The sequence below is a fragment of the Roseateles paludis genome (assembly GCF_039872745.1).
GTDB classification, from domain to species: domain Bacteria; phylum Pseudomonadota; class Gammaproteobacteria; order Burkholderiales; family Burkholderiaceae_C; genus Pelomonas; species Pelomonas paludis.
In genome coordinates this window covers 989,163-1,005,944 of sequence record NZ_JBDPZD010000001.1, presented here as the reverse complement: position 1 = coordinate 1,005,944, position 16,782 = coordinate 989,163, and the positions used below count along the sequence as shown (strand labels likewise).

Genomic DNA, 16,782 nt, shown 5'->3' with positions numbered 1-16,782 from the left:
CGGCCTACCTGAACTGCGACAGCAAGGCAGCGCCCTGCACCACCACGCGCTGACTCTCAGCGAGTCCGTGGGTGACGAGCACCATGCTGGCATCGAGCGGCTGGGCTTGCACCGGCTGCGGCACAAAGCGCTCGGCCCCGGTCTTGAGCCAGATCACGGGCTCATTGGCCGGGCTGCGTGTGAGCGCGGCGGCGGGCAGCACCACACCGGCTTGCCGCTGCGGCAGCGCCACCAGCACCTGCACCGGCTGGCCCAGGGCCAGCGGCAACGAGGCCGTGCCCTTGATGGGCTGCGCCCGGAAGGACAGCGTCACCAGCCCATCGCGCAGCGCTCGCGCCGCCCCCAGCAATTGCAGCTGCGCGGCGGGCACGCCCACCAGGCGGGCCGGGCTGCGCGGCGCCAGGCTGGTGGCCAGCGCGGTGTCGGCAGTGCTGGCCTCGACCATCAGCCGCGCGGGGTCCACCAGCTCGAACAGCAGCTCGCGTGGCTCGACCACCTGGCCGGCCACGGCATGGTTGCTGGCCACCACGCCGCTGATCGGCGCGCGCAGCGCCTCGCGCGCGCCCACGCTGGGCGCCACGGCCTGCTCGCGTGCCGTGAGGCTGGCCAGCTCGGCACGCGCGGCCTCGATGTCCTTGCGCGGCACCGTGCCCTCCAGCAGCTCCAGCCGCGCCACGCGCTGGGCGGCCAGGCTGCCCTGGCTGCGCAACTCGGCCAGCTGGGCCTGTTGGTTGGCGGCCTCGACCGGGTTGGCGCCATAGGCCACATAGGCCAGCACCTGGCCCGCTTGCACGGTCTGCCCCGGCACCGGCAGGCCCTGCGGCCCCGGCACCACGCGGCCGCCGGCCAGGGCCTGCACGCGGCCACCGGCGTTGGGGTCCATCACCACGCGGCCGGGCAGCGTCAACGTGCGCGCCGCCTCGCCCGGCTGCGTGAGCTGGGTGCGGATGTCGAGCCGGCGCTGCGCCTCGATGGGCAGCTGCAGGCTGCCGTCGGGCAGGCGCTGCACGGGCTCGGCAGCCTGGGCTGGAAGCGTGGACAGCATCCAGGCGGCAAGCATCAAAACCAATGCCTTCATGCGTCCAGCTCCTTCAGTTCAGTGCGAAAGGCGCGGTGGAACCACCACCACGCCGCCACGCTCACCAACAGCGCCACGCCCGCGATCAGCGCGCGCCAGCGCAGCGCGGTGCCGCTGCCGTGCTCATGGTCATGGTCACCCTCGGCTTCTTCGGCGGGCAGCGTAAGCGAGGCGGGGATGAGGTCGGCCTCGTCGCCAGCCTGCAGGCTCAGCACCAGGGCATGCGGGCCGGGGCGAGCCTGCAGCGCTTGAACCAGCGCCGCGTCCTTGACGGCATAGAGCCCACGCGCCGCGTCGAACACCGCCGGCAATTTGCGGTTGCCGGCCTCGACCTGCAGCGTGGCCGCGAGCACGGGCGCATTGGTCTCAAAACGCTGCACCCAGATCAGCAGCGCGCCTTCATCCACGCGGCCCACCAGCTCAAAGGATTCCGTCGCAGCCTCGAAGCCGGGCAGGCGCGGCGCGGTGCCCACGGGGTGGGGGGCATCGCCATGCGGCTCGTCGCCGTGCGCGAGTGCGGCGCCCGGGGCGGCAAGGCCGATGAGTAGGGCCAAAGTGCCGATGAAGTTCATGGCAAGACTCCCTGCGCCTGCAGCAGGCGCGCGGTGGCGGCCGCCAGCGCGGCACGTTGACGGGTGGCGGCGGCCTCGGCCTGGGCGGCGCTGCTTTGCGCGCGCAGCCGCTCGGGCAGCGGGGTCTCACCGGCCTTGAACGAGGTGTCGATGAGCAGCGCACGCTCGCGCAGCAGCCGGGCGCGTTCCTGCTCGGCGGCCAGCTGCTCGCGGGCGCGGGCCTGCTCGCTGCGGGCGGTGGCCAGCTCGGTGTCCAGGCGCACGCGGGTCTCGCGCAGCAGGGCCTCGGCCAGCTCCAGCTCGGCCAGGGCAGCGGCCTGCTGGGGCTCGCGGCGGTCTGCCGTGCCCAGGGGCACGCGCAGCGTGAGGCCCACGCCGCGCACGCTGGGCTCGCCGGGGGCTGTCTCGCGGCGCGTGCGCAGCGCCAGCTCGGGCGGGTCGCTGCGCGAGGCGCGCATCACGGCCTGGCGCTCGTGGGCCAGTTGCAGGCGTGCGCTGGCAGCGGCCAGCAGGGGGTGCTCGGCGGGGGTGGGGGTGTCGGTGGGGTTGAAGTCGCCGGCGTCTGGCGCTTCGGCCAAGCCGGTCAGCGCCAGCCAGCGCTGGCGGGCCGACGCCAGGCGCTGCTGCACCTGCGCGTGCTGGCTGCGGGCTCCCAGGTGCTCGGCTTGGGCGGCCAGGGCATCGGCGCGGGCCAGATCGCCGGCGGCCACGCGGCGCTGCACGTCGGCAGCGAGTTGGCCCAGCTCCTGCGCCTGGGCCTCGGTCAGCGCCAGCTCGGCCTGCAGCTGGGCCAGCTCGGCGGCCAGCTCGCGCACGCTGCCGGCCAGCGCCCAGCGCGCGGCGGCGGTGTTGGCGGCCGCTGCCTGGCGCTCGGCCTCGGCCTGCGCCTGGCGGGCGGCGCGCTGCCCGGGCAGCCAGAGCGGCACGGCCACGCCCAGCTCGGTCTCGCGGGTGGCGGTATTGCTGCCGGGCAGGCCTTGGCGGTTCTGCACCTGGTCCACCGTCAGGGCCGGCGGCGCGGCCCACAGGGCGCCGGCAGCCGTGCGTTCAGCCTCGGCACGGCGCTGCTGGCCGCTGGCCTCGGCCGACACGCTGCTGCGCTGCCAGGCCGCCTCGAAGGCCTCCGCCATCGACGGCGCAGCCTGGCTGGGCAGCACGACGGCCACCCACGCCGCAAACAGCAGCCGCTTCACTTGACGATCACCTTGCCCACCATGCCGGCCTCGAAGTGGCCGGGCAGCAGGCAGCCGTACTGGAACTCGCCCGGCTGCGTGAACTGCCAGACCACCTCGCCCTTCTTGCCAGGCTTGACGTGGACCATGCTGGGGTCGTCGCCGTGATCCATGTCGGGGTGCTGGCGCATCACCTCGGCGTGCTTGCGCAACTGCTCGGGCGTGCCCAGCACCAGCTCGTGCAGGACCTTGCCCTTGTTGCTGATGACGAGGCGCACGGTCTCTCCCTGCTTCACGGTGAACTCGGCGGGCGTGTAGCGCATGTCATCGCTCATGCCGATGGCGATGGTGCGCCGCGCCTTGGCGGGGTCGCCCTGGCGGCCAAAGGGCGTCAGGGCGACCTGGGCGGCGTCGTACTTCTTGGGGGCGGCGTGGCTGTGTTTGTCATGCGCCTGGGCGGGCGCAGCAGCGAGCAGCAGCAGCGCTGCGCATGCGGCAGCGGCGATGAGTCGATAGACCATGAGGAACCTCGAAAGCGGGAGCGTGGGTCTGCACGCCCGGGCGGCGCGCAGGACGAAGCGCGCTGTCTCAGCGCGCGAGGCTCAGGCGTTTCGAGGCGGACGCTCCAGCCCTTCGGCCCGGTGGCAGGGCGCTGGGGCGAGCAAGGGTGGGTAGCGCAGCGGCGCGGCCTCGGTCGGCACCAGCAGCGCCGGCGGCGGGCCGAACAGCGGGGTGGCCAGGGTGCAGGCGCTGCAGTGGTCGCAGTGCGTGGCGGCGTGGCCAGCCGCTTGATGGCAGGGCTTGGCGTGGTCACCGTCGTCCGCCATCTGCTGCATCGCGCCCGCCAGGTGGCAAGGCACGTCAGACCCCGGCAGGCCCAGGGCGAAGCTGCTGCGCAGGGGCAGCAGCACAGCCAAGAGAACCAACAGCAGGAGGCGGGCGGTCAGCTTCACGGCGGCAAGCCTATCAGGGATCCAATCGCCGTGCGCGCGCCAGGCGCCAGTGGTCGGCCGGGTCCGTGAAGACGTCCTCGGCCGTGGTGCCGGTGGGCTGCTGGCGCGTGGGGTCGATGGCGATGCGCTTGTCGAAGACATAGCACTCGCCTTCCCAATCGGCCGCCGCGTCGGGCATGAGCTCGAAGAAGTTGAGGATGCCGCCATCGAGCTGGGCGACCTTGAGGCCTTGGGCCTGCATCCAGGCGGCCGTCTTCTCGCAGCGGATGCCGCCGGTGCAGTACATGGCCACGGTCTTGCCGGCCCAGGCCTCGCGATGCGCCTCGACATAGGCCGGGAAGTCGCGGAAGTGCGCGACGCCGGGGTCGATGGCGCCGCGAAAGCGCCCGAGCTTCCACTCGAAGCTGTTGCGGTTGTCGATGACCACGGTGTCAGGGTCGTCGAGCAAGGCGCGCCATTGCTGGGGCGAGACGTGGGTGCTGGCGCCATCCTGCAGGCCGCTGACGCCCTCGACCCCAAAGGCCACGATCTCGGGTTTGACATGGACCTTGAGCAGGGTGAAGGGCAGGCGCTCGCAGTCGTTGCGCTTGAAGTGCAGGCCGGCAAAGGCGAGGTCGAACCCAGAGACCAGCGCCGCCTCGAAAGCCGCGAGCACGTCCGTCGGCGCCGCCACCGCCGCGCTCAGGCCCTCGGCCGCGACGGTGATGTTGCCCGTCAGGCCCCTCAAGCCCCAGGCGCGCAGTTGCTCGGCAACGGCCTCGGGGTCTGGCAGGGGGACGAAACGGTAGAAGGAAGCGTGACGGAAGGGCGCAGCCATGGCCCGGATTGTCGCGGGCGCCGTCTCAGGTCGGCGACAGCGAGGCGTCCAGCGGCAGCATCGACACGCGGTTGCGGCCGCCGGCCTTGGCCAGGTACATGGCCTGGTCGGCCTGTTGCTGGATGGCCGACATGCTGGACCGGCCGGCCTGCGCGCCCGCCACGCCCACACTGGCCGTCACGCGCAGCGCGCGCCCGTCGAAGCTGAGTGAAAGCTGCTCGATGGCCTGGCGCAGCTTCTCGGCCACCTCGGCGCCCTGCTGGGGCTCGGTGTCGGGCAGGAAGATGCTGAACTCCTCACCACCGATGCGGCCCAGCACGTCGCTGCGGCGCAGCGCCTCGCTCAGCGTGGTGGCCACGGCCTTGAGCACCTCGTCGCCAGCGGCGTGGCCGCGCTCGTCGTTGATGCGCTTGAAGTGGTCGAGATCCACGAACAGTACGGTGCAACTGGCGCCGCTGCGCGCGGCGCCCAGCAGCCAGTGGTCGCACCACTGGTAGTAGGCGCGGGCATTGAGCAGCTGGGTCAGCGGGTCCCGCGAGGCGAGCGTGGCGAGCCGCTCGTTGGAGTGCCGCATGCGCTTGAAGTAGGACACCGAGCGCGAGCTGTAGGCGTGGAAGAAGAGCCCCAGATAGACCAGCACCACCATGGCCGTCATCATGGCGTTGGGCGAGTAGGGGCGCGCCAGGTGCGCATTGCCCAGGCCCAGGCCGACGACGGTGAGCGCCGTGACCGTGAGGCCCACGCGGCTGCCCAGCAGCAGGTAGGCGCCGGGGATGTTGAGGAAGAACCAGAGCACGCGCAGCTCGTCGGCCGAGACATGCACCAGGGCCGAGCTGAACTCGACCATGCACAGGGCCAGGTACAGCCAGGCCGCTGCCTTGAAGCGGTGCTTGTGGCCGCGCAGCCAGGCCCACAGGGCCAGCACCAGCACCGAGAACACCGACATCATGCGCAGATGCGTCGGGTCCATCGGGTTGTCGCCCGTTGCCGCAGCGAGCACAAAGACCAGGGTCGCCACCGCGCCGGCCGACATCAGCACGCACAGGAAGCGGAACTGGAAGGCGAGGTATTCCTCGTTGTCCTCGAAGTGCGTGGCCCCATACAGCAGGCGCCCGAGCCAGGACTGTGTGTTCATCTGCAAACGGCTTGCGCCGGTGTAGTGGCACTCAGGCTGATTGTTCGCCCAGTCCCGGCGTTCGCACCAGTGCCGCAGGCCGGTCTGGCCAGGGCGGTGCCGCGATGCGTGCATCTGTCTCACCCGGGATGCGGTCAAAGCCACCCGGCGCCCAGCCCAGTGCCCAGCGCTTGGCGGCGGCTTCCAGCCGCTCGGGCTGGCTGGACGCAAAGTTCCACCACAGGCGCACGGGCTGCTGCAGCGGGGCACCGCCGATGACGGCGAGCCGGGCGCCGCTGGCCGGGGCTTCGAGCACCAACGCCTGGCCGGGGGCGAGAACGGCCAGTTGCTGGGCGGGTAGGGGTTGGCCATCCAGCATCAGGCCCTCGCTGACCGCATAGAGCGCCAGTTCGGTCGCCAGCGGCGGCAGCGCCCAACGGATGCCGGGGTCCAGGCGCAGGTCGAGGTAGAGGGTTTCGGTGGCTGTGCGCACGGGGCTTTGCAGGCCAAACCCCTGCCCGACCAGCAAGCGCAGATGCACGCCGGGCGCGGGCTGCAGCTGCGGCAGGGTGTGCGCCGGCGCGTGCTGAAAGCTCGGGGCGGACGTCTCCAGCTCGGGCGGCAACGCGGCCCAGAGCTGCAGGCCGTGCAGGCGCCGTGCCTGGCCGCGCCAGGCTGCGGGCGTGCGCTCGCTGTGCACGATGCCGCTGCCAGCGCTCATCCAGTTGATGGCGCCGGGGGCGATGGCCTGCTCGGTACCGAGGCTGTCGCGGTGCAGCAGCTCGCCCTCGAACAGGTAGGTGACGGTGGCCAGGCCAATGTGCGGGTGGGGGCCGATGTCGCTGTCCAGCGAGGCTGGCAGCTCGACCGGACCGAAGTGGTCAAAGAAGATGAAGGGCCCGACGCTGCGGCAGGCAGCGGCCGGCAGCAGGCGGGCGACCCGCAGGCCACCGGGCAGGTCGGTGACGTGGGGCTTGAGCAGGCGCGGCTCGCCCATCAAGCGCCCTTGTGGCACAGGGCCTGGAACAGCCACTCGGCCGGCAGCGCCCAGTCGGCGTCGGCCTCGATGGCCTCGCGCAGAAAGGCGGCCTGCGTGGGCGTCCAAGCCGGCGACTCGTGCAAGGCGCAGCCCAGGCTGCCGGGGCGGTGGGCGCTGATGAAGGCGTCGATCTCGGCCGGGGCAGCCGGCAGGCCCAACTGGGCGAAGAGATCGGCAACGGTGTGGGTGCTGGGTTCCATGGCGGGCGGCGGTGCCGGGGTCTGCACCGACAATGTCCGGCCCACGACGGGCCTGGTCGCACGATAGCGGCTCGGGAAGTCCGTGCCGACCGTGGGTGCTTCCAACGCACCGATCCGCCATGTCCGACCGCCTCAAAGTCCTGCCCCAGTACCTGATCCCCAAGCACGCCTTGACGCGCTACGCCGGCTGGCGGGCCAACAAGGTGGAGGGCGCCAAGACGACGACGCTGATCCGCAACTTCGTCACCAAGTACCGCGTCAACATGGACGAGGCCGCCGAGCCCGACATCGCGGCCTACAAGAGCTTCAACGACTTCTTCACCCGCGCGCTCAAGCCTGGCGTGCGGCCGCTGGCCCAGGCGCCGCTGATCTGCCCGGTGGACGGCGCGATCAGCCAGTTCGGCGCCATCGCGGGCGACCAGATCTTCCAGGCCAAGGGCCACCGCTATTCAACGACCGCGCTGCTGGGCGGCGATGCGCGCCTGGCTGCGCAGTTCCAGGACGGGCTCTTTGCCACGCTCTACCTGAGCCCGCGCGACTATCACCGCATCCACATGCCCTGCGCGGGCCGCCTGACACGCATGATCCATGTGCCCGGCGACCTGTTCTCGGTCAACCCGACCACGGCGCGCGGCGTGCCGGGCCTGTTTGCGCGCAATGAGCGCGTGGTCTGCGTGTTCGAGCACGAGACGCTCGGCCCCTGGGCGCTGGTGCTGGTGGGCGCCACCATCGTGGGCAGCATGTCCACGGTCTGGCATGGCCTGATCAAGCGCGAGGGCCCGGTGCACGAGTGGCGCTATGACACCTCGGGCATCCGCCTCACGCAGGGCGCCGAGATGGGCCGCTTCCTGCTGGGCTCGACGGTGGTGATGTGCTTCCCCAAGGGCGGGCTGCGCTTCAACCCGAGCTGGGAGCCGGGCGGCGCGATCAAGATGGGTGAGGTGATGGCGCTCTGAGGCGCTCTAGCCTGCGGCTGGCAGCAGCGCCTGCGCCGCGCTCGCACTGAGCGGCCGGCTGAGCAAGAAGCCTTGCAGGTGGGTGCAGCCCAGGCGCTCGGACTCGGCGGCCTGGACCTCGGTCTCGACGCCTTCGGCCACGATCTGCAGCGCCAGCGATTGCCCCAGCACGCAGGCCGCGCGCACCACGGCGCCGGCCTTGGGCTCGGGCAGCGGGTCGATCATGCTGCGGTCGAGCTTGAGCGTGGAGATGGGCAGGCGCCGCAGCAGGGTGAGCGAGCTCTGGCCGGTGCCGAAGTCATCGAAGCTGACCCCAACCTGGGCCGCGCGCAGCTGGGCCAGCTGGGGCAGCACCTGGTCGAGATGCCCGATGGCGGCGGTCTCGGTGACCTCGACATCCAGGAAGCGAGGCTCGATGCCATGGGCCGCCGCCTCGCGCAGGATGACGTCGGCAAGCTGCGGGTCGCGGAACTGCAGCGGTGAGACATTGATGGCCACCGGCAGCAGCTGCGCGCCCTCGCGCTGCCAGGCGGCCATGTCACGCAGCGCGCGGCGCAGCACCAGCTCGCCCAGCGCGCCGATCTGGCCGGTCAGCTCGGCCGCGGGGATGAAGTCGGCCGGGCTGACGCGCCCGACCCCCGGCCGCTGCCAGCGCACCAGGGCCTCGAAGCCGGCCAGCTGGCGGCTGTGGGCCGCGAACTTGGGCTGGTACTCCAGGAAGAACTCCTCGGCCGCGATGGCAGCGCCCAGCGCCTGCTCGATGTCGAGCCGCGCCCGCGCGCGCTGGATCATCTCTGGCGCATAGGCCAGCACCGTGGTGCCGGCCTGCTGCTTGGCGCGGTGCATGGCCACGTCGGCGGCACTGAGCAGAGCGGCGCCGTCAGGCCCATGCTCGGGGTAGCAGGCCAGGCCGCACGAGACGTGCACAAACACCGGCCGCTCGGCCACGACGAAGGGCGCATCAAAGTAGCCCTGCCATTGCTGCCGGGCCTGCTCCACCTGCGCCGCGCTGGCCACGCCCGGCAGCACGGCCATGAACTGGTCCTCGCCCAGCCGGGCCAGCAGGGCCTCGGGCGGCAGCGCGCTGCGCAGGCGCTCGGCCACGGCGCGCAGCAGGGCGTCGCCGAACTCGTGGCCCAGGCTTTCGTTGACGAGCTGGAAGCGGTCCAGGTCGGCGGACACGACGGCGAAGGGTTCGCCCAGCGCCGTCAGCGCGTCTAGCCGGGCCATCGCGGCGTGGCGGTTGGGCAGGTTGGTGAGTTCGTCGTGCAGGGCCTGGCGCTCCAGCGCGATGCGGGCCTGCTGGCGCTCGGTGTCGTCCAGCATCAACTCCAGCACGGCGCGGCCGTCGGGCCAGTCGATGGCGCTGGACAGGCCGCGCAGATGGACGACGCTGCCGTCGCGGCGACGGATGTCGGCCTCCCACTCGACGCTGTCGCGCTCGCCGGCCAGCAGTTGGCGGTGGCGCTCGGCGGCCGCCGCGGCCGCGTCGCCCGACAGGTAGCGGCTGCGGTCAACCTCCTCGGGCACGGCATCGCGCGCGGGGTCGATGCCAAAGATGCGCCGCACCGCCGGGTTGGCAAACAGGATGCGCTGCTCACGCACCACCAGCATGCCCTGCACCGACTGCTCGTAGAGGTGGTGCAGCCGGCCCTGCATGGTGGTCGTGGCCTGGTGGGCGCGGCGTACCGACAGCAGGATCAGCGACATCGCCAGCACGCTGTGCAGGTAGGTGCCGAGCACATGGGTGATGGCCGAGCGGGCCAGTGGGTCGAGCAAGGGGCCGCTGAGGTGCACCAGGCCCGAGCCGATGAAGAGCAGCGCCACGAAGCGCTCTGGCCCATCGCCCGCGCGCCACAGCCAGGCTGCGGCCGTCCAGGCCCCGAGGGTCAGGATGGTGGCAGCCACGCGCACACCGTAGCGCGGGTCCACCAGGGCCGGCGCCAGGATCAGCACCAGGGCCAGCGCGAAGAGCGGCGCCGTGCGGCGCCAGCGCCAGACGCGCCCGACATAGCGCGCCGCGCCCGACAGCTCGAAGGCGATGGAAGCGAGCGTCAGCACCACGGCCACCGTAGCCTGCACACGGTAGTGCAGCGAGTGCACATCCGGCGGCACCAGGGCCACGCCCAACGCCAGGCCGGCGGCCAGGCAGACATGGCTCCAGCCCCAGTCGCCAATGTGCCGATGCCCCGGCTCGATGCGCGCCAGCATCAACAGCGTCATCCCCAGCAGGGCGATCAGGCTGGAGCTGATGAGCAGCAATCCGGTCATCAAGGGGGTGGGTTGGGAGGGGTGGCGCGATGGTATCGATTGGGGCCTGGCCGCAAAGGGGAAAATGCCCGCCTTCTCGTCCGAAACCGCCTTCATGTCGCACCGCGTCCTCACCGGCATCACCACCACCGGCACTCTGCACCTCGGCAACTACGTCGGGGCCATCCGGCCGGCCATCGAGGCGAGCCGCGCGGCCGGGGTGGAGAGCTTCTTCTTCATGGCCGACTTCCACGCGCTCATCAAGTGCGACGAGCCGGCCCGCATCGCCCACTCCAGCCGCTCCATCGCCGCCACCTGGCTGGCCGCCGGGCTCGACCCCGAGCGCGTGACCTTCTACCGCCAGAGCGACATCCCCGAGATCCCCGAGCTGACCTGGCTGCTGACCTGCGTCACGGCCAAGGGCCAGATGAACCGGGCCCACGCCTACAAGGCCGCCGTGGATGCCGCCACCGCCGCCGGCGAGGACCCGGACGCGCGCGTCACCATGGGCCTCTACAGCTACCCCATCCTGATGGCGGCCGACATCCTGATGTTCAACGCCCACCGCGTGCCCGTGGGCAAGGATCAGGCCCAGCACATCGAGATGGCGCGCGACGTGGCCCAGCGCTTCAACCACCTCTACGGCCAGGGGCGCGAGTTTTTCACCCTGCCCGAGGCGGTGATCGAAGCCAGCATGGAGCTGCTGCCCGGCCTCGATGGCCGCAAGATGAGCAAGAGCTACGACAACGTGATCCCGCTCTTCGAGGGCGGGGCGGCGGCGCTCAAGGACGCGGTGGCGCGCATCGTGACCGACTCCAAGTTGCCCGGCGAGCCCAAGGACCCCGAGGGCCAGGCCCTGGTCACCATCTACGACGCCTTTGCCACCCCCGATCAGCGCGCTTCCTTCCGCGCCGCCCTGCGCGGCGGCCTGGCCTGGGGCGAGGCCAAGGCCCAGCTGGTGGCCTTGATCGAAGGCCAAATCGGCCCGATGCGCGCGCGCTATGCCGCGCTGATGGCCAACCCGGCAGAGCTGGAAGCCGTCCTGCAGCGCGGGGCCGCCAAGGCCCGCGCGATGGCCGCACCGCTGCTGGCCGAACTGCGCCGTGCGGTGGGTATCGGCGCCTTTACGGCCGAGGCGCCCAAGGCGGATGCCAAGACCGAGAAGGCCGCGCTGCCCGTCTTCAAGCAGTACCGTGAGGCCGACGGGCGCTTCTACTTCAAGCTCGTGTCCGCCACCGGCGAGCTGCTGCTGCAAAGCCAGGCCTTTGAGCAAGGCCGCGACGCCGGCCAGTGGGTGGCTCGCCTCAAGCGCGAGGGCTGGCTGGCCGAGGCGCCCGCCACCCTGGTAGCCGACGAGGCGGCCGTGCGCGCCGCACTGGCGGCCTTTGCCGAGGCCTGAATGCCGGCCACGCCCGCCATCACCGAACTGCTGGCCGGCATGGCGCGCGGCGATGCAGCGTCGCTGCAGCAGCTCTACGCCCAGCTCTACCCCGAGATCAAGCGCGTGGCGCGCATGCGCCTGGCGCAGAGCGGGCACGCGGCCGGGCTCAACACCACGGCCCTGGTGCACGAGGGTTTCTTGCGCATTGCCGAGCAGCAGGGGCTGCAGGGCGAGTCGCGCGGTCAGTTCTTCGTCTATGTGGGCCGGGTGCTGCGCTCAGTGGTGATCGACCAGCTGCGTGCCGAGGGGCGCGACAAACGCGGCGGTGATGCCGTGGTGGTCACGCTCTCGGCCGCCGGTGAAGTGGCGGCTGCGCAGAGCGAGGCGGTGGACCTGATCGGCCTGGACCAGGCATTGAGCCGCATGCGCGAGCTGGACGCGGGGCTGTACGAGCTGATCGAGATGGTCAGCTTTGCCGGGCTGACGATTGCCGAGATTGCCGTGCTGCGCGGCGTGGCCACCCGCACCGTGAACCGCGACCTGCTCAAGGCGCGCGGCCTGCTGCGCGAGCTGCTGGGCGAATGAACCTCACCGCCGATCAGTGGCAACAGCTGTCGGCCTGGTTTGACGAGGCCGCCGCGCTGCCAGCGGCCGAGCGCGGCGCGGTGCTGGCGCGTGCCCAGGCCGCCTCGCCCGAGCTGGCGGAGCGCCTGCAACGCATGCTGGCCGAGCTGCCGCGTGATGACGCGACCCTGATCGCCCCGGTCGATGCCGCGCCCGCCTTCCAGGCCCAGCTGGCCCAGGCCCTGGCGCAGGACGCCGAGGCCCCGCCCGTGGCTGCGGGCGACCGCTTCGGGGCCTGGCGCCTGGTGCGCCTGCTGGGCGAGGGCGGCATGGGCGAGGTCTGGCTGGCCGAGCGGGCCGACGGGCTCTACGAGGGCCAGGCCGCCGTCAAGCTGCTGCGTGGTGATCTGGCCGGCCCCGGTCTTGCCGCCCGCTTTGCGCGCGAGCGGGCCTTGCTGGGGCGGCTCAGCCACCCGGGCATTGCGCGGCTGCTGGACGCGGGCGAGCAGCAGGGCCGCGCCTTCCTGGTGCTGGAGCATGTGGTGGGCACCACGCTGTCCGAGCATGTGCGCGCGCAGGCCTTGGGGCTCAATGCCCGCGTGCGTCTGCTGCTGGCCGTGGCGCGGGCGGTGGAGCACGCGCATGCGCAGCTCATCGTCCACCGCGACCTCAAGCCCAGCAATGTGATGGTGCATGAGTCCGGCACCACCAAGCTGCTGGACTTCGGCATTGCCGGCCTGCTGGACGACAGCGGCGCGCAGACCGACCACCAGCTCACCCAGCTGGCCGGCCGGCGCCTGACGCCCGCCTATGCAGCGCCCGAGCAGATCCGCGGCGGCGCCATCGGCATCGCGGCGGACGTGTACTCGCTCGGGGTGATGCTCTACGAACTGGCCAGCGGCCACCTGCCTTTTGGCTCGGCCAGCAGCAGCCGCACGGCGCTGGAGCACGCGGTGCTGCACACCCAGGCGCCCCGTATCACCCGCAGTGCTACGGGCGCCGAGGTAGACCCGCCCCAGAACGGGCCCGGCCGCCCGCCCGACGCCGCCCGTGCGCGCGGTGACCTGGAGGCCGTGGCCGCCAAGGCCATGCGCAAGGAACCTGGTGAGCGCTATGCCAGCGTGGGCGCCCTGATCCTGGACCTGCAGCGCTGGCTGGACCAGCGCCCGGTGAGCGTGCGCGCCGAGGACTGGCGCCACCGCACCCACCTCTGGATGCGGCGCAACGCGGCCCTGGTGACCGGCGGCGTGCTGGTGCTGGCCACGCTGAGCGTGGGCCTGGGCGTCAGCCTGCACCAGCGCCAGCTGGCGCAGCAGGCGGCCAGCGACGCCGAGGCCGTCAGCAGCTTCATGACCGAGTTGCTGGAGTCCGCCAGCCCCGACCGCCACGGCGGCCAGCCGCCGAGCCTGCTGCAGTTGCTGGAGAGCAAGCGCGCCGAGCTGCCGACGCGCTTCGAGGGCCAGCCCCAGGTCAAGGACAAGGTACTGGCCACGCTGACCGCCACCTACCTGGGCATGAACCGCTTCGACATCGCGCTGCCACTGGCCGAGCAGCGTCTCGCGTCGGCCCGGCAGCATTGGGGCGAGGACGCGCCCCAAACCCAGGACGCCCAGCTGGGCCTGGCCCGGCTGCTGGTCATCCAGGACAACAGCCGCCAGGTGATTGCGCTGCTGGAGCCGCTGTTGCCCAAGCTGCGCGCCCGCCTCGGCCCCGACCACGAGCAGACCGTCAGCGCACGCCAGGTGCTGCTGATGGCCTATGCGGGTCGCGGTCGCTTTGCGGAATCTGAGGCCCTGTTCCTGGAGGAGCGCGCCTCGGCGCGCCGGCGCTTCAAGCCCGACCACTACAGCTACCACTACAACGCCCAGTACCTGTTCGTGCTGCGCAGCGAGCAAGGCCGGCTGACCGAGGCCGAACAGCTGATGGCCGAGCTGGCCCGCCACGGGCACCTGGCCAATGAGCGGCAGCAGCGCTTTGTGCGGGTGACCGACCGCAACCTGGCCCAGGTGCAATGGCGCTTACTGATGGACAACGCCCAGCAGGCGCAGGCCCGGGCCCTGGCAGCCGGGCAGCGCATGGACGCCTTGCTGGGCCGCGGCAACGACCTGCATGGCAGCTTGCTGAGCGCACTGGCTGACCACCTGTGGCAGCTGGACGAACCCGCCGCTGCCCTGGCCCATTTGCTGCGCTGGCAGCAAGACCAGCGTGCCGTGGGCGCCGCGCCGCATTCCTTCGGCGGCGTGGTGCGCGAAATGGCCATCCTGGCCGCCCGGGCGCGTGCGGGTCAGGCGCTGGAGGCCCAGGAGGTCGAGGCCGGCCTGCAGGCCCTGGACAGCCAAGCCTTGGTGACCAGCCACCGCCGCGCCGAGGGCCTGCTGCATCTGGCCACCGCCAGCCTGTGCGGCCTGCCACCCGCGCAGGGCCAGCCCTTGTTGGCGCGGCTGCTGGAGGCCCTGGACGCGCCGGGCCTGATCACGCTGCCGCAGTGGCAGGCCCGCGCCGAACACGTGCGGGCGCTGGTCGCGGCGCGCCAGGGTTCGACGCAGGCCGCCCTGGAAGCCGCCCGTCGCGCCAGCCGCCTGCTGGCCGACCTGCCCGAGCCGCAGGGCCTCGCCACCTATGCGGCGCACCTGCATCTGGCGTCGGCGCTGCAGGCGGCCGGCGCGCCCGCCACAGAGGTCCAAGCCGCACTGGCGCGCGCCGATGCAGCACGCCCGGCGCGGCTGGACCAAGCCATGGCCGGCCGCCAGCACCCGCTGGACCAGTGGCGCCAGCAGGGCGCGGCAGGGGAGCCGCCTGCGGGCTTTTGAGCCCCACAGCGGCGCTTTGCGGGCACCGGCGGGGGCCCTCCGGACCGTGTCAGATGTCACGAAAAACGGGGTTAATCCCCGGAGAACCCGCAGTAGCTGTCGATAGTCTGTCCTCTCCAGAACCATTGCGGAGCCCGACTTCATGGCCAGCATCGCCGCCGACAGCCTCGCCCTCCAGCGCCTCTACCACTGGGCCCGCCAGTCGCCGGATCGCGTCACCCTGACCCAGCCCATGGGCGGCGGCGAGTGCAAGACCTACACCTGGGCCCAGGTGGCCGACGAAACGCGGCGCATCGCCGCCTTCCTCAAGGCCAAAGGCGAGGCCGAGGGCTGGGGCCCGGGGGCCAAGGTGGCCATCCTGTCCAAGAACTGCGCCTGGTGGCTGATGACCGACCTGGCCATCTGGATGGCCGGCTATGTGTCGGTGCCGCTCTACCCCACGCTGGCCGCCGACACGGTGAACCAGATCCTCACGCACAGCGAGAGCCGCTTCATCTTCGTCGGCAAGCTGGACGACTGGGCGCAGATGAAGCCCGGCGTGCCAGCCGGCCTGCCCGGCATGAGCTACGCGCTATCGCCCGACGACGCGCGCCAGCGCTACGAAGGCTGGGACGCCGTCTGCGCCCGCACCCAGCCGCTGCCGGGCGAGCCGGTGCGCGGTGCCGAAGAGCTTTGCACGCTGATGTACACCTCGGGCACCACGGGCAACCCCAAGGGCGTGATGCACACCTTTGGCGGCTTTGCCTGGGCCGTGCGCGAGGGCCTGACGCGCATCCCGATGGCGGCGTCTGACCGCCTGCTGTCCTACCTGCCGCTGGCCCATGTGGCCGAGCGCGCGCTGGTCGAGCACGGCTGGCTGGCCGAGGCCCCGCAGCTGTGGTTTGCCGAGTCGCTGGACACCTTCACCGCCGACCTGCAGCGCTGCCGGCCGACCGTCTTCTTCTCGGTGCCGCGGCTGTGGATCAAGTTCCAGCAGGGCGTGCAGGCCAAGATGCCGCCCGAGAAACTGAACCGATTGCTCAAGCTGCCGCTGATCGGCGGCCTGGTTCGGCGCAAGATCCTCAAGGCCCTGGGCCTCGACCAATGCAAGCTCGCCATCGGCGGCGCCGCACCCATGCCGCTGGCCCTGCTGGAGTGGTACGACCGGCTCGGCTTGCCAGTGGCCGAGGGCTATGGCATGACCGAGAACTTCGCGCTCTCGCACCTCACCATCCCCGGCAAGAAGCAGTACGGCACGGTCGGCCCTCGCTACCCCGGCGTGCAGACCCGCATCGACCCCGCCACCGGCGAGCTGCAGATGCGCAGCCCCGGCGTCATGCTCGGCTACTACAAGGAGCCCGATCTCACCGCCCAGGCCTTCACCGAAGACGGCTGGCTGCGCACCGGCGACAAGGTCGAGGAGCGGCCCGACGGCTGCCTGCGCATCACCGGCCGCGTCAAGGACCTGTTCAAGTCCAGCAAGGGCAAGTACGTCGCGCCCGCGCCCATCGAGGACAAGCTCGGCATGAGCCCCTACATCGAGGCCTGCTGCGTGGTGGGCGCCAACCTCAGCCAGCCGCTGGGCATCGCCATGCTGTCGCCGCTCGGGCTCTCGGTGCTGGAGGCCAATGACGCCGCGATCAACTCGACCTTGCTGGCCCACCTGGGCGCGCACCTGGCCGACGTGAACCGCCGGCTCGACCCGCACGAGCAGCTCGACTGCCTGGTGCTGATCCGCACGCCCTGGACGGTGGACAACGGCTTCATCACCCCGACCTTCAAGGTCAAGCGCAACCGCATCGAGGAAGCCTACGGCCCGCGCTTCGAGGCCTGGGTGGCCGAGAAGCGGCCCGTGCTGCTGGGGGACTGATGGCCTTTCGTGATTTGCAAGCCAGCC

Annotated in this window: 15 protein-coding genes; 5 read left to right on the top strand and 10 right to left on the bottom strand. The window is 71.7% G+C overall.

Annotated features, from left to right (window positions below; translation table 11 throughout):
* Positions 1 to 4: 4 nt before the first annotated feature.
* The 9 genes from ABDJ85_RS04770 to ABDJ85_RS04730 form a co-directional block, all read right to left on the bottom strand.
* Complete coding sequence (locus ABDJ85_RS04770) at positions 5 to 1,078, bottom strand: efflux RND transporter periplasmic adaptor subunit (RefSeq protein ID WP_347703592.1); 1,074 nt, start codon at positions 1,076 to 1,078, stop codon at positions 5 to 7.
* The gene (locus ABDJ85_RS04765) at positions 1,075 to 1,650 is read right to left on the bottom strand and encodes a hypothetical protein (RefSeq protein ID WP_347703591.1); all 576 of its coding nucleotides are present in this window, start codon (positions 1,648 to 1,650) and stop codon (positions 1,075 to 1,077) included. The genes ABDJ85_RS04770 and ABDJ85_RS04765 overlap by 4 nt, the downstream gene beginning before the upstream one ends.
* Positions 1,647 to 2,843, bottom strand: a complete 1,197-nt coding sequence (locus ABDJ85_RS04760; RefSeq protein WP_347703590.1) for a TolC family protein — start codon at positions 2,841 to 2,843, stop codon at positions 1,647 to 1,649. The genes ABDJ85_RS04765 and ABDJ85_RS04760 overlap by 4 nt, the downstream gene beginning before the upstream one ends.
* Positions 2,840 to 3,343 (bottom strand): cupredoxin domain-containing protein, encoded by a 504-nt coding sequence (locus tag ABDJ85_RS04755; RefSeq protein WP_347703589.1) that lies wholly within the window; start codon positions 3,341 to 3,343, stop codon positions 2,840 to 2,842. The genes ABDJ85_RS04760 and ABDJ85_RS04755 overlap by 4 nt, the downstream gene beginning before the upstream one ends.
* 81 nt (positions 3,344 to 3,424) lie before the next feature.
* Complete coding sequence (locus ABDJ85_RS04750; protein WP_347703588.1) at positions 3,425 to 3,775, bottom strand: DUF2946 family protein; 351 nt, start codon at positions 3,773 to 3,775, stop codon at positions 3,425 to 3,427.
* A gap of 13 nt (positions 3,776 to 3,788) precedes the next feature.
* Positions 3,789 to 4,592: an oxygen-dependent tRNA uridine(34) hydroxylase TrhO gene (gene trhO / locus ABDJ85_RS04745; RefSeq protein ID WP_347703587.1), complete on the bottom strand. Its 804-nt coding sequence runs from the start codon at positions 4,590 to 4,592 to the stop codon at positions 3,789 to 3,791.
* A 25-nt stretch (positions 4,593 to 4,617) separates the two neighbouring features.
* Positions 4,618 to 5,727: a GGDEF domain-containing protein gene (locus ABDJ85_RS04740; RefSeq protein ID WP_347703586.1), complete on the bottom strand. Its 1,110-nt coding sequence runs from the start codon at positions 5,725 to 5,727 to the stop codon at positions 4,618 to 4,620.
* Between the two features lie 31 nt (positions 5,728 to 5,758).
* On the bottom strand, positions 5,759 to 6,703 hold the full coding sequence (locus ABDJ85_RS04735; RefSeq protein WP_347703585.1) for a pirin family protein: 945 nt from the start codon (positions 6,701 to 6,703) through the stop codon (positions 5,759 to 5,761).
* The gene (locus ABDJ85_RS04730; RefSeq protein WP_347703584.1) at positions 6,703 to 6,945 is read right to left on the bottom strand and encodes a DUF2789 family protein; all 243 of its coding nucleotides are present in this window, start codon (positions 6,943 to 6,945) and stop codon (positions 6,703 to 6,705) included. Before ABDJ85_RS04730 ends, ABDJ85_RS04735 begins: the two co-directional genes overlap by 1 nt.
* Before the next feature lie 119 nt (positions 6,946 to 7,064).
* On the opposite strand from ABDJ85_RS04730, the gene asd reads away from it, so the two are divergent.
* Entirely contained in the window at positions 7,065 to 7,901 is an 837-nt protein-coding gene (gene asd / locus ABDJ85_RS04725) for an archaetidylserine decarboxylase (RefSeq protein ID WP_347703583.1), read from the top strand.
* Positions 7,902 to 7,907: 6 nt separating this feature from the next.
* On the opposite strand, the gene ABDJ85_RS04720 is transcribed toward asd, so the two are convergent.
* Entirely contained in the window at positions 7,908 to 10,172 is a 2,265-nt protein-coding gene (locus tag ABDJ85_RS04720) for a putative bifunctional diguanylate cyclase/phosphodiesterase (RefSeq protein WP_347703582.1), read from the bottom strand.
* 94 nt (positions 10,173 to 10,266) lie between these two features.
* On the opposite strand from ABDJ85_RS04720, the gene ABDJ85_RS04715 reads away from it, so the two are divergent.
* The 4 genes from ABDJ85_RS04715 to ABDJ85_RS04700 all read left to right on the top strand — a co-directional run bounded on the left by ABDJ85_RS04715 (position 10,267) and on the right by ABDJ85_RS04700 (position 16,755).
* Entirely contained in the window at positions 10,267 to 11,550 is a 1,284-nt protein-coding gene (locus ABDJ85_RS04715) for a tryptophan--tRNA ligase (RefSeq protein WP_347703581.1), read from the top strand.
* Positions 11,551 to 12,117: an ECF-type sigma factor gene (locus ABDJ85_RS04710; RefSeq protein ID WP_347703580.1), complete on the top strand. Its 567-nt coding sequence runs from the start codon at positions 11,551 to 11,553 to the stop codon at positions 12,115 to 12,117.
* Positions 12,114 to 14,906, top strand: coding sequence for a serine/threonine-protein kinase (locus tag ABDJ85_RS04705; protein ID WP_347703579.1), 2,793 nt, complete (start codon positions 12,114 to 12,116; stop codon positions 14,904 to 14,906). Before ABDJ85_RS04710 ends, ABDJ85_RS04705 begins: the two co-directional genes overlap by 4 nt.
* 142 nt (positions 14,907 to 15,048) lie before the next feature.
* Positions 15,049 to 16,755 (top strand): AMP-binding protein, encoded by a 1,707-nt coding sequence (locus ABDJ85_RS04700; protein WP_347703578.1) that lies wholly within the window; start codon positions 15,049 to 15,051, stop codon positions 16,753 to 16,755.
* Positions 16,756 to 16,782 lie beyond the last annotated feature (27 nt).

Coding starts and splice junctions, on each gene's coding strand:
- ABDJ85_RS04770 (WP_347703592.1), bottom strand. CDS start 1,078: ATGAAGGCATTGGTTTTGATGCTTGCCGCCTGGATGCTGTCCACGCTT.
- ABDJ85_RS04765 (WP_347703591.1), bottom strand. CDS start 1,650: ATGAACTTCATCGGCACTTTGGCCCTACTCATCGGCCTTGCCGCCCCG.
- ABDJ85_RS04755 (WP_347703589.1), bottom strand. CDS start 3,343: ATGGTCTATCGACTCATCGCCGCTGCCGCATGCGCAGCGCTGCTGCTG.
- trhO (WP_347703587.1), bottom strand. CDS start 4,592: ATGGCTGCGCCCTTCCGTCACGCTTCCTTCTACCGTTTCGTCCCCCTG.
- ABDJ85_RS04740 (WP_347703586.1), bottom strand. CDS start 5,727: ATGAACACACAGTCCTGGCTCGGGCGCCTGCTGTATGGGGCCACGCAC.
- ABDJ85_RS04735 (WP_347703585.1), bottom strand. CDS start 6,703: ATGGGCGAGCCGCGCCTGCTCAAGCCCCACGTCACCGACCTGCCCGGT.
- ABDJ85_RS04730 (WP_347703584.1), bottom strand. CDS start 6,945: ATGGAACCCAGCACCCACACCGTTGCCGATCTCTTCGCCCAGTTGGGC.
- asd (WP_347703583.1), top strand. CDS start 7,065: ATGTCCGACCGCCTCAAAGTCCTGCCCCAGTACCTGATCCCCAAGCAC.
- ABDJ85_RS04720 (WP_347703582.1), bottom strand. CDS start 10,172: ATGACCGGATTGCTGCTCATCAGCTCCAGCCTGATCGCCCTGCTGGGG.
- ABDJ85_RS04715 (WP_347703581.1), top strand. CDS start 10,267: ATGTCGCACCGCGTCCTCACCGGCATCACCACCACCGGCACTCTGCAC.
- ABDJ85_RS04710 (WP_347703580.1), top strand. CDS start 11,551: ATGCCGGCCACGCCCGCCATCACCGAACTGCTGGCCGGCATGGCGCGC.
- ABDJ85_RS04705 (WP_347703579.1), top strand. CDS start 12,114: ATGAACCTCACCGCCGATCAGTGGCAACAGCTGTCGGCCTGGTTTGAC.
- ABDJ85_RS04700 (WP_347703578.1), top strand. CDS start 15,049: ATGGCCAGCATCGCCGCCGACAGCCTCGCCCTCCAGCGCCTCTACCAC.